The organism is Nocardiopsis exhalans (assembly GCF_024134545.1).
Taxonomy (GTDB): domain Bacteria; phylum Actinomycetota; class Actinomycetes; order Streptosporangiales; family Streptosporangiaceae; genus Nocardiopsis; species Nocardiopsis exhalans.
The window spans coordinates 4,652,469-4,664,642 of record NZ_CP099837.1 but is presented as its reverse complement, the minus strand read 5'-3'; the positions used below and the strand labels follow the sequence as shown (position 1 = coordinate 4,664,642).

General features: G+C 69.8%; 9 protein-coding genes. 7 read left to right on the top strand and 2 right to left on the bottom strand.

Annotation, left to right across the window (positions count from 1 at the left end):
- Positions 1–56: 56 nt before the first annotated feature.
- Together NE857_RS20530 and NE857_RS20525 are read right to left on the bottom strand one after the other, a co-directional pair.
- Positions 57–1,568: an AbgT family transporter gene (locus NE857_RS20530; protein WP_254422050.1), complete on the bottom strand. Its 1,512-nt coding sequence runs from the start codon at positions 1,566–1,568 to the stop codon at positions 57–59.
- Positions 1,569–1,811: 243 nt separating this feature from the next.
- Positions 1,812–2,423 (bottom strand): uridine kinase family protein, encoded by a 612-nt coding sequence (locus NE857_RS20525; protein WP_254417231.1) that lies wholly within the window; start codon positions 2,421–2,423, stop codon positions 1,812–1,814.
- Between the two features lie 124 nt (positions 2,424–2,547).
- On the opposite strand from NE857_RS20525, the gene NE857_RS20520 reads away from it, so the two are divergent.
- The 7 genes from NE857_RS20520 (at position 2,548) to dxs (ending at position 12,156) form a co-directional block, all read left to right on the top strand.
- A complete protein-coding gene (locus NE857_RS20520) occupies positions 2,548–3,723 on the top strand; it encodes an ROK family transcriptional regulator (protein ID WP_017581051.1) in 1,176 nt (391 codons plus the stop codon).
- 278 nt (positions 3,724–4,001) lie between these two features.
- On the top strand, positions 4,002–5,147 hold the full coding sequence (locus tag NE857_RS20515) for a sugar ABC transporter substrate-binding protein (protein ID WP_017581052.1): 1,146 nt from the start codon (positions 4,002–4,004) through the stop codon (positions 5,145–5,147).
- Positions 5,148–5,312: 165 nt separating this feature from the next.
- Positions 5,313–6,113: an ATP-binding cassette domain-containing protein gene (locus tag NE857_RS20510; protein WP_254417230.1), complete on the top strand. Its 801-nt coding sequence runs from the start codon at positions 5,313–5,315 to the stop codon at positions 6,111–6,113.
- Entirely contained in the window at positions 6,110–7,387 is a 1,278-nt protein-coding gene (locus tag NE857_RS20505) for a sugar ABC transporter permease (RefSeq protein WP_254417229.1), read from the top strand. The genes NE857_RS20510 and NE857_RS20505 overlap by 4 nt, the downstream gene beginning before the upstream one ends.
- A 477-nt stretch (positions 7,388–7,864) precedes the next feature.
- Complete coding sequence (locus NE857_RS20500) at positions 7,865–9,130, top strand: styrene monooxygenase/indole monooxygenase family protein (protein WP_254417228.1); 1,266 nt, start codon at positions 7,865–7,867, stop codon at positions 9,128–9,130.
- Positions 9,131–9,169: 39 nt separating this feature from the next.
- Positions 9,170–9,940 carry a sulfite exporter TauE/SafE family protein gene (locus NE857_RS20495; RefSeq protein ID WP_254417227.1) on the top strand — a complete coding sequence of 257 codons (771 nt, stop codon included), beginning with the start codon at positions 9,170–9,172 and terminating at the stop codon, positions 9,938–9,940.
- A gap of 287 nt (positions 9,941–10,227) precedes the next feature.
- Positions 10,228–12,156, top strand: a complete 1,929-nt coding sequence (gene dxs, locus NE857_RS20490) for a 1-deoxy-D-xylulose-5-phosphate synthase (RefSeq protein WP_254417226.1) — start codon at positions 10,228–10,230, stop codon at positions 12,154–12,156.
- Positions 12,157–12,174: the final 18 nt, after the last annotated feature.

Below are 12,174 nucleotides of genomic sequence, written 5' to 3'. Positions count from 1 at the left end.
CGACGGAGCCGCCGTGGTCGGGTGACCACGGCGGCTCCGTGCGATTAGTCAACCGGCTAGTACGTGTACGGAGTCCCCGGGCCGAGGGGGATGCCCAGGCCCCACCAGAGGAAGAAGAACAGCGTCCACGAGACGAACACGGTGATGCTGATCGGCAGCGTCAGCGAGATCATCGTGCCCACGCCCGCGTCCTTGCGGTACTTCTGGAGCAGGCCGAGAACCATGATGAAGTAGGCGCTCATCGGGCTGATGATGTTGGTCGCCGAGTCCGCGATGCGGTACAGCGCCTGAGTGGTCTCGGGGCTGATGCCCATCAGCATGAACATGGGGATGAACACGGGCGCGATGAGGGCCCACTGGGCCGAGCCGCTGGTGATGAAGACGTTCAGGATCGCGGCGAGAACCAGGAAACCGACGAAGAGCAGCGCGGGGGGAACCCCCGTGGACTCCAGGAAGTTCGCTCCGCTGATCGCGATCACGTCAGCCATGCCGGACCAGGAGAAGTAGGCGATGAACTGGGCGGCGGCGAAGAAGAGCACCAGGACGGGGGCCAGTTCGCGTACACCGACGGCCATCGCGGGCGGCACCGAGGCCATGGTCGGCAGTGAGCCGGTGGTTCGTCCGTAGACGATGCCGACGAGGAGGAAGGCGATGGCCAGGACGAAGGCGACACCGCTCAGCAGCGGGGAGCTGAGGACGCCGCCGTCCTCCCCGCGCAGCGGCGACGCCGGGGGAGCCAGCACTGCCGCGATCAGGCCGAAGTACACCAGCAGGGTCAGGCCCGCACGGCGCATGCCCTTGCGCTCGCTGTCGGTCAGGAGCATCGACCCGAGGTCGCCGATCTCGGCGTCCTCGTCCTCCCGGGCGTTGCCGGACAGCTTCACCAGGACCAGCTCGGTCAGCAGCGTGATCACGATCGCGAGGAAGATCGCCGAAGCGAAGGTGAAGAAGAAGTTCGCCAGCGGATTGACCACGTAACCGGGGTCGATGATCTGGGCGGCGCTGGTGCTCAGGCCGGACATGAGCGCGTCGGTCAGGGTGATGGTGAGGGCCGCGTTGTATCCGGCGCTGACCGATCCGAAGCCGACGACCAAACCGAGGATCGGGCTGCGCCCGACGGCCTTGAACACCATCGCCGCCAGCGGGATGTACACCACGTAGGCGGCGTCCGAGGCGACACTGGCGCTGATACCGGTGAGGACGACGGCGAAGGTCAGCCACTTCTTCGGTACCCGGGTGACACTGCCGCGCAGAGCCGCGGTGATCAGCCCGCTCTGCTCGGCGACCGAGACGCCGATCATGACGGCCACGATCAGCGGAAGCGGCGGGAACGCCGCGAAGTTGCTGATCGCGTCGCCGATGATGAAGTGGATGCCCTCGGTGCTCAGGAGGCTGGTGACCGAGACGGTCTCACCGTCGGCCGGTGAGACGACCGAGACGTTCAGCGCGCTGAGCACGACACTGGCGAGGATCACCAGCCCGGCCATGATGACGAACAGCCAGAACGGGTGCGGCAGTTTGTTGCCGACGCGTTCGATGGCGGAGAGGGCGCCGATGGTCAGGCGCATCCTGCGGGTGGGGGTCTTCGCCGACCCGTCCTGCGTCGTAGTCAAGATGTACATCCTTGGAAAACCAGCGGCCCCGAAGGTCACGGGAGCGGGTTCAGGAGGGTGAGTGAACCCGACAAACGGCAGCTTTACGGTCAATTGGCTCAAAACTGCACTTGTGGTGCAGGTGACAGTGAACCATGACTCTCAGAGTGGTGTGACCATGACACGGCTCTGTGTCTGCGAGCGGTTTGCGGCCCCGCCTCAGCCGTTGTCCAACCGCAGGTCGGCGCGCTCGCGGGGCGGATCCACGGAGTACAGGGCGTCCTCCTGACGGGCCCACCGCTCCCGGTACGGCGCGTACAGGGCGGCGTCCTCCCGTTGGTCCAGCCGCTCCGAACGTGTCTCCTCGGACACCTCCACCCACACCAGCAGGTCCACCAGGTCGCGTACCGGTACGGCTCCCGAACCGCACCCCTCCACGATCAGCGTTCCGCCGCCTTCGACCAGTTCGGCGGGCAGGCCCTCCCACTCCGTCCCGAAGCAGCCGCGCTCCCAGTCGTAGCGGCGCCAGGCCGCCGCGCGCCCGCGCGCAAGAGGGATCAGTACCCACTCCGCGAGCAGTACCGAGGACTCGGCCAGACCGCCCCAGCCCGGATAGAGGTCCTCCATCGTCAGCAGTACCACCGGCTCACCGCGCCCGGCCAGAGCCAGGCGCAGCTGCTCGGCCACCGTGCTCTTGCCCGAACCCGAACGCCCCTCCACCGCCACCACCCGCACCGCGGGGCCGCGCCGGGGCGCGGCCAGCACGGCCCCGGCCACGCGCTCCGCCCACCCGGGCCGGTCGGTACTCACCTCGGCATGCTCCCCTGACATGTCCGAGATCCTAGGACGTGTTACCACGGGTACCGAGGTCCTGAACTCCGTTCATTGCTTGTAGCATTCCTCCAAACAAGGCCAGAGCGCGAAGAGCGAAGAACTGCGGACGAAGGGGAACGTGGTGACCGACACCGGCACGACCCCCGGGTCCCAGTCCGCGCTGCGGCAGGCCAACGAGCGGCGGGTCGTGGACGTGCTGCGCCAGGACGGCACCCAGACGCAGGCCGAACTGGCCCGTGCCACCGGCCTGTCCGCGGCCAGTGTCTCCAACATCGTGCGCGGTCTGCGCTCGGCCGGGACCGTCTCGGTCCGCAACACCTCCTCCAACGGGCGCCGGGCGCGGGCCGTCACCCTGCTGCGCCCGCCTGGAACGGTCGTGGCCGTCGACTTCGCGGTCGACCAGATCCGGGTGGCGGTCGGAGACAGCGACGGCAACATGCTGGCCCGCGAGAGCATCGCCTACGAGGTCACCGCTGATGCCGGACGCTCGATCCGCCGGGCCGCGTGGCTGACCGAGACGACCCTGCTGGGGGCCCGGATCGATCTGGGCACGGTGGCCTCGGTGGTGGCCTCCGTCCCCGGCCCCATCGCGCCCGACACCGGTGAGGTCGGTGCCATCTCCTGCCTGCCCCGCTGGGCGGGCTTCCGTCCGGCCGCGGCGCTGGAGCAGCGGCTGGGCCTGCCGGTGCTGGCCGAGAACGACGCCAACCTCGCGGTGGTGGCCGAACGCAGGGCGGGCGCCGCGCAGGGCGCCGAGCACGTCATCCAGGTGGTGCTGGGGGAAGGGGTCGGCTCGGGCATCGTGATGTCCGGTCAGCTCTTCCGGGGCGCGGGCGGTACCGCCGGCGAGATCGGGCACATCGGGCTCGACCCGCGCGGGCAGGTGTGCCGCTGCGGTAACCGCGGTTGCCTGGAGACCTTCGTCGGCACCGGTTACCTGCTGAACATGCTGCCCAGGAACTACGACCTGGCCCCCGGGACGGATCGGGCCCGGTTGAAGGGCGTGGTCGCCTCGGCCCTGGGGGAGGATCCGGGCAGCCGACGCATCATCGCCGAGGCCGGGACGGCTCTGGGACAGGGTGTGGCGATCATGGCCAACCTGTTCAACCCGGACCGCGTGGTGGTCAGCGGCGACCTGGCCGAGGCCGGTGCCCTCCTGCTGGAGCCCATGCGCCGTGCGATGGAGCTGGGGACCCTGGGCGGTGCCCTGGCCCAGCTCGAACTGGTGACCAGCGACCTGGGTGAGGACGCCGCGATCCGTGGCGCGCTGCTCACGGCAGCTCACAGTATGCGCTGAACCCGGTCCGCGGCGGGGTCGAGCCCGCGCTGAACGCGGAGTGAGCCGTCGGGTCGTGAAAGTAACACTGAACCTTTACCCGTGTGCTTCACACGAGGTCACATCCGCATGCAAGCGCTCTGACCTGCGGTTTTTATGTGTTTATGTTGTGAAGCTAACACTCGTGATGTTTCAGTTATGTGTTCATGAGTTGACGACAAGGCGGCGTCGGGGTTCTACTTCACATCATCACTCGCGAGTTCCCACCCGCGCAGGTTCCGTAAGAGAGGTCCCCCGCGTTGACTACCAAGCGCCCCTACTCCCGACGTTCGGCCGCCTTCGGCATCGCCGCCGCCAGCACCGCGCTCGCGCTGTTCACCAGCGCCTGCGGTTCGCTCACCACCGGTACCGAGGACGGAGAAACCCAGACCCACAGCCTCGACGAGGGCTTCCACGTCGGTCTGCTGCTCCCCGAGCTCCAGACGGCCCGCTACGAGGCCTTCGACCGGCCCTACTTCGAGGAGGCCCTCGAGAACCTGTGCCCCGAGTGTGAGTTCTCGTACGCCAACGCCGACCAGGACGTCGACGAGCAGCAGACCCAGGCCCAGGCGATGCTGACCGACGGCGTCGACGTGCTCGTGCTCGGCGCGGTCGACTCCGAGGCCGCCGCCGGTACCGTGAACGAGGCGCGCAGCCAGGGCGTTCCGGTCGTGGCCTACGACCGCCTCGCCCAGGGCGGCGTGGACATGTACGTCTCCTTCGACAACCACCGGGTCGGCCAGGTCCAGGCCGAGGCGCTGCTGGGCGCCCTCGACCAGGCGGGCACCGCGGGCGACGGCCAGATCGTCATGATCAACGGCTCGCCCACCGACCCCAACGCGGGCAGCTTCAAGGCCGGCGCCCACGAGATCTTCGAGGGCCAGGTCGAGATCGGCCAGGAGTTCGACACCCCGGACTGGTCGCCGGACGAGGCCAACAGCCAGATGGAGGGCGCCATCACCTCTCTCGGCCTGGACGAGATCACCGGTGTCTACTCGGCCAACGACGGCATGGCCGCGGGTATCATCTCGGCGCTGCGCAGCGCCGGTCTCTCGGCGGAGGACCTCCCCCCGGTCACCGGTCAGGACGCCGAGCTCCACGGCATCCAGCGCATCGTCGCCGGTGAGCAGTACATGACCGTCTACAAGGCCATCCGCCCCCAGGCCGAGGTCGCCGCCGCCATGGCCGTCTCCCTGGCCACCGGCGAGGACCTGGACGCGGGCGAGTACTCCGTCACCGACGTCGAGGACGCCAACGGCGAGACGGTCAGCGCCGTCCTGCTCGACCCCATCGCGGTCACCGAGGACAACATCGGTGACACGGTGGTCTCCGACGGCTTCTACACCATCGAGCAGATCTGCACCGACGACTACGCCGACTTCGACTTCTGCCAGGAAGCCCTCTAACCAGGTCCGGTGTAGGGCGCGTGACGCGGATGCTCTCGGTTGGTGGTCATCCGCGGAACACGCCCTAAGGGCCGCCCCGCCCGCTGGGGCGGCCCGGGCGCGACGCCCCGTGGGGACGGGAGCGAGTCGGACCGTCCCCAAGGGACGAGAAAGAGAAACAAGCACATGAGCACACCCGTCCTGGAACTGTCCGGGATCTCCAAGACCTTCGGGGCCGTCAAGGCCCTCACCGAGGTCGACTTCCAGGTCGACCCCGGAGAGGTCGTCGCCCTGCTCGGTGACAACGGCGCGGGCAAGTCGACCCTCGTCAAGGTCATCGCCGGCGCCCACCCCGCGGACAGCGGCGGCACCATCTACTGGGACGGCGAGCCGGTCACCATCGGAGCGCCCGCCGACGCCCAGCGCCTCGGGATCGCCACGATCTACCAGGACCTCGCGCTCTGCGACAACCTGGACATCGTCGGCAACCTCTTCCTGGGAAATGAGCGCCTGCACTTCCCCGGCACCCTCGACGAGGTCGAGATGGAGCGCCGGGCCGTGGAACTCCTCGACTCGCTGTCGGTGAGCATCCCCAGCCTGCGGGTCCCCGTCGCCGCCCTGTCCGGCGGTCAGCGCCAGATCATCGCGATCGCCCGGTCCCTGCTGGGACAGCCCCGCGTGGTCATGCTCGACGAGCCCACCGCCGCGCTGGGCGTCGCCCAGACCGCCCAGGTCCTGGACCTCATCGAGCGCCTGCGCGACCAGGGGCTGGGCGTGGTCCTGATCAGCCACAACATGGCCGACGTCCGTGCCGTCGCGGACCGGGCGGCCGTGCTCCGCCTGGGCCGCAACGCGGGGGACTTCCCCATCGCCTCGACCAGCTACGAGGAGATCGTGGCTGCCATCACCGGCGCCTCGGACAACCCGGTGACCCGTCGGTCCACCCGTACCGGCTCATCGGCCACGGCCACGAAGGACAAGGAATGAGCCAGCAGACACACGTTTCCCACGACGCCGACGGGGCCCAGCCGCAGAACGGCCCCCGGCGCGACCCCCGCCTGCTGGCCACCGCAGCCTCACCCAGCGGCTGGCTCCAGGCCCTGCGCCGCAACCTCAAGGGCGGCGAACTGGGCGCGGTGCCGGTCATCGTCGGCCTGCTGCTGATCGCCATCGTCTTCCAGTCGATGAACGACCGGTTCCTGTCCCCGCAGAACCTGTCGAACCTGACAGTGCAGATCGCCGCCGTCGGCCTGATGACCACCGGTGTCATCATGGTCCTGCTGCTCGGCGAGATCGACCTGTCCATCGGTTCGGTGGCCGGTCTGTCCGCCGGTGTCCTGGCGGTCCTCGCGGTCCGGCACGGCTGGTCCGAATGGGCCGCCATCGGTGCGGCCCTGACCATCGGGCTCCTGGTGGGCCTGATCCACGGCGTCATCTTCGCGAAGATGGGCGTACCGGCCTTCGTGGTCACCCTCGCCGGCCTGCTCGGCTGGCAGGGCGTGCACCTGTACCTCATGGGCGGCGACGGGAGCATCAACACCAGCGCCAACGGTCCGATCGCGATGCTCACCCAGACCTACTTCGTCCCGGTCGTGGGCTGGTTCCTGGTCGGGGTAGCCCTGGTTCTCTACCTGCTGTCGGTGCTGACGGCCGAGCGCAGGCGGCGCATCGCCGGTCTGCCCTACAAGCCGCTCAGCGAGGTGCTCTTCCGCACCTTCCTGCTGTCCCTGCCGCTGGTCGGCGGCGTGTGGATCCTCAACCAGTTCAAGGGTGTGCCGCTCGCCTTCCTGATCTTCGTGGGCTTCGTGGTCGTGCTGGACCTGGTACTGCGCAAGACCCGTTACGGCCGCATGGTCTACGCCGTGGGCGGCAGCTCCGAGGCTGCCCGGCGCGCCGGTATCAACGTGGACCTGATCCGGATCTCCGTCTTCGGTATCGCCTCCACGCTCGCGGCGCTGGGCGGCATCATGCTCGTCTCCCGCAACTTCGCGGCGAGCGTCTCCACCGGCGGCGGCGCCGAGCTGATGATGGCCATCGCGGCCGCGGTCATCGGCGGCACCAGCCTGTTCGGCGGTCGCGGCAACGCCTACTCCGCCCTGCTGGGCGGCCTGGTGCTGGGCGCCATCACCTCGGGCCTGCTGCTGCTCCAGATGGACACCTCCGTGCGGTTCATGATCACGGCGGCAGTCCTGCTGATCGCCGTCGTCCTGGACGCGGTCTCCCGCCGCGGTCGCAAGACCCACGCCAGAGGCGGTGCCTAGCACCTGACAGAGGCGGTGCCCGGCTCTCCCGGCGCACCCCTCCCTGTTCCCTCCCGGAGGAGAGCGGCGGTTCACCCCGGACCGTCGCTGGACCCGGGCCGGTTTCCACTCCCACCGGCCCGGGTCCTTTTCTTGTTCCTGTGTGAGGTGTGTCGCTTTCCCCGCGCCTTGGGTTAGGGGGCACCGGCGTTCGGAACCCCGCCCCGGGGCGCAGCGGGGTCCTTCGCGTCGCCCGGATTCTGGCCGAACCACCGGTCTCCGGGCTGACCTGGGCGGACGGTACCGAGGCTGCCGGAAGGCCGCCTTCGATGCCGAACGGTCGCTGTGAGCTGGGGCACTCGGCTGCGCCAGGGCCTTGGCCCCTGACCCCGTAGGGCCGAAAGTCCCAAGGTCAGGGGCGGAATCGGCGCTTTCGGGGGCGCTGTTAGTTTCGCCGCGTCACGACAGCCACCCCCTGTTAACGCAGCCAGGAGAACCATGCGCAAGATCCTCGTCGTCGGTGCCGGGCAGTCCGGACTCCAGCTCGCTCTCGGCCTGCTCGCGGAGGACTACGACGTCACCCTGATCAACCCGCAGGGGCCCGAGGAGATCCGTGCTGGACGGGTGCTGTCCACGCAGTGCCTGTTCGGTCCGGCCCTGCGCCGCGAACGCCGCCACGGCCTGGACCTGTGGGGTGAGCGGGCCCCGCGGATCACCGGGGTGGGCGTCCGCGTGGTCGGCCAGGGCGGGGGAGCGGCCCCGGACCTGGACTGGGTCGGGAGCCTTGACGAGCCCGCCCGGTCCGTGGACCAGCGGCTGAAACTGGTCGCCTGGATGGAGCTGTTCGTACAGGGCGGTGGTCGCCTGCTGCGGCGCCGGGTCGCGGCCGGGGAACTGGCGGAGCTCGGCTCCGACCACGACCTGGTCATCGCCGCGGCCGGCCGTGGGGAGCTGGCCGAACTCTTCCCCCGGGACGAGAGCCGATCGCCCTTCAGGGAGCCCCAGCGCACCCTGTCCCTGGCCTACGTGACCGGGGCCGAGCCGCACCCCGGCGGCGGTGTCCTGGGGCGCACGGCCGTCCCTGGGGCGGGCGAGCTGTTCACCCTGCCCACCCTGTCCCTGAACGGTGTCTGCCAGGCCCTGATGGTTGAGGCCGTGCCGGGCGGGCCGCTGGACCGGCCCCTGGGTCGCGGGGCGACTGGCGAGGACGTCCTGGCCGGGCTGCTCGACGTCCTGCGCGTACACGTCCCCTGGGAGTACGAGCGCTTCTCCCCGGCCCGGCTGGCCGACCCCATGGCCGCCCTGTACGGCGGTTACACGCCGGTGGTGCGCGAGCCCGTCGCCCGGCTGGCCGACGGCACCCTGGTCCTGGGCATGGCCGACTCGGTGGTCAGCAACGACCCCGTCACCGCACAGGGCGCCAACATGGCCTCGCTGTGCGCCGACGTCTACCGGAGGGCCATCGTCGACCACGGCGGGCGCCCCTTCGACGAGAACTTCATGCGCGCGGCCTTCGCCGCCTACTGGCGGCACGCCCGCCAGGTCACCGCGTGGAGCAGGGTGATGCTGTCCGGTCCGCACCACGTGTGGGAGCTGTACCGTCTGGCGGAACGGCACCAGCCCACCGCGGACCGGTTCGCCAACTCCTTCAGCGACCCCGCGGGACTCATCGACTGGTTCCTGCACCCCGAGCGGGCGATGGAGTACGTCGACTCCGTCCGTCGTACCCTGCCGGACGGGTCGTCCTATGTCCCTATCTCCTAATCCCGACCGGGGTCGGGGAGTTATAGCGTCGTGCTCCTCATGTTCGCTGATCTCCTCACACCCACCGCCCACGGACTGTTCGGCCAGATCGACGCGTGGGTCTTCCTCCTCGTCGCGGCGGCCGCGGTCCTTGCCGGGGCCGCCGTCCAGAGCATGGTCGGCCTCGGCCTCGGGCTCGTCGCCGCCCCGGTGATCTCCTTCCTCGACCCCACGCTCATGCCCGGATCACTGCTGATCGCCGTGATCATCCTCCCGATGCTCACGCTCCTCCAGGAGCGGCGGCACGTGGACTGGCGGGGCTTGGCCTGGGGGCTGCCCGCCCGCGTCCCCGGAACCGTGCTGGGGGTGTGGGTCGTGGCCGTCCTCGAACCCCGCGCCCTGGCCGGGGTCGTGGGGGTGATGGTCCTGCTGGCCGTCATCCTGTCCGTGTGGGCCTTCCGGGTGCGCATCACCCCCCTCTCGCTGGTCGCGGCGGGCTCCCTGTCCGGCTTCGCGGGCACCGCCACCTCGGTGGGCGGTCCGCCCGTGGCCCTGCTCTACCAGTACGAACCCCCCGAGCGGGTGCGCGCCACCCTGGCCGCGTTCTTCCTGTTCGGCGGGGCCTTCTCACTGCTGGCCCTGGGGGTCGGCGGCCAGCTCGACGAACGCACGATCGCCGCCGGGGTGGCCGCGATCCCCTTCGTCGGCATCGGCTTCCTCGTCGGCAGCCGGGTCCGCCGCTGGGTCGACCCGGGCAAACTCCGGCTCGCGCTGCTGTGCGTGGTGACCGTCTCCGCGATCGGCCTACTGCTCCAGGCCGCCCTGGGATAGCCTCAGCAGCCGGGTGGCCAGCGGTAACCGCGCTCCCAAAAGGGAGTAACCTACGCCGAAACACCTGTGGCGGGAGGTGCCTCCCGTGGTTTTCGGCCCAGGGGGGTCAACCGCTTCTACCGGGGTACCGTCAAGGCCGTGGCCTCGGGGGCCATTCGGGTATGAACCGTGGACGCAGGCCCATAAAATCGGGTATGTATACCTGCCGGTAGCCAACACTGGCCCACGTCAGGGGCCGGGTACGGCAAACGTAAGCGGACACGCTGGACGAGGGGACTGACGAGACAGTGACACTGTTCGAGTCGATACACAATCCGGAAGCGCTCAAGAAGCTCCCGGCCGACCAGCTCCCTGCGCTGGCTCAGGAGATCAGGGACTTCCTGGTCGACTCCTGCTCCCAGACCGGTGGGCACCTGGGTCCCAGCCTCGGCGTCGTCGAGCTGAGCATCGCGCTGCACCGGGTCTTCGACTCACCGAAGGACCCGATCCTCTTCGACACCGGCCACCAGGCCTACGCGCACAAGGTCCTCACCGGCCGCCACGACTTCAGCAACCTGAAGTCCGAGGGCGGCCTGTCCGGCTACCCCTCCCGCGCCGAGTCCGAGCACGACTTCATCGAGAACTCCCACGCCTCCACCGCCCTCTCTTACGCCGACGGCATGGCCAAGGCCAACGAGGTCCAGGGGCGCACCGACCGGACCGTGGTCGCCGTCATCGGCGACGGCGCCCTCACCGGCGGTATGGCCTGGGAGGCCCTCAACAACATCGCCGAGAAGAAGAACCGGCGCCTGGTCGTGGTCGTCAACGACAACGGCCGCTCCTACTCGCCCACCATGGGCGGCCTGGCCGACCACCTGGCCTCGCTGCGCATGACCCCCGGCTACGAACAGGCCCTGGACCTGGCCAAGACCACCCTCAACCGCACCCCCGTGGTCGGCCAGCCCCTCTACGAGGCCCTGCACGGCCTCAAGAAGGGCCTCAAGGACACCATCCAGCCGCAGATCATGTTCGAGGACCTGGGCCTGAAGTACCTCGGCCCCATCGACGGGCACGACGAGCCCGCGGTAGAGAAGGCACTGCGCCGCGCCCGCGACTTCGGCGGCCCGGCGATCGTCCACGTCATCACCCAGAAGGGCAAGGGCTACGCCCCGGCCGAGAACCACGACGAGGACCAGTTCCACGCCCCCGGCCCCTTCGACATCGACACCGGCAAGGCCAAGCCCGGCCCCAAGGTGGAGAAGTGGACCGGCGTGTTCGCCGACACCATGGTCGAGCTCGGCGCCGAGCGCGAGGACATCGTGGGCATCACCGCCGCGATGCTCCACCCCACCGGCCTGAACAAGTTCGCCGACGCCTACCCGGACCGGATCTTCGACGTCGGCATCGCCGAGCAGCACGCCGCCACCGCCGCCACCGGCATGGCGATGAACGGCCTGCACCCGGTGGTCGCCGTCTACGCGACCTTCCTCAACCGCTGTTTCGACCAGGTGCTCATGGACGCCGCCCTGCACCGCCAGGGCGTCACCTTCTGCCTGGACCGCGCGGGCGTCACCGGCAACGACGGCGCCAGCCACAACGGCATGTGGGACATGTCCATCCTCCAGGTCGTCCCCGGCCTGCGCCTGGCCGCTCCGCGTGACGCCGCCCGGCTGCGCACCCTGCTGCGCGAGGCCGTCGCCGTCGAGGACGCCCCCACCGTCGTGCGCTACCCCAAGGGCGCCGTCGCCGAGGAGCTGCCCGAGATCGGCAAGGTCGGCTCCATGGACCTGCTGCGCCGCGCCACCGACGACGGCCACGCCAAGGACCTGCTCATCGTCGGCGTGGGCACCATGGCCCAGGTCGCCGTCGAGGTGGCCGACCGCATGGCCGACCAGGGCATCGGCGTCACCGTCATCGACCCGCGCTGGGTCAAGCCCCTGGACGAGGCCCTGGTGGCCGAGGCCGCCGAGCACTCGGTCGTCGCGGTCGTGGAGGACAACGGCCGCACCGGCGCCGTCGGCGACGCCGTGGCCCGCCTGCTGCGCGACCACGAGGTGGACGTGCCCGTGCGGACCTTCGGCATCGCCCAGGAGTTCCTGGACCACGCCAAACGCGACCGCATCCTCCAGCAGCAGGGCCTGACCCCGCAGGAGCTGTCCCGCAAGCTCACCGAGACGGTCTCCCGCCGCGGCGAGGGCGGCAAGCCTCACCGCGAGCTGGCTGACGAAACCGCCTGACTCGGGCCTTCCGGTCAT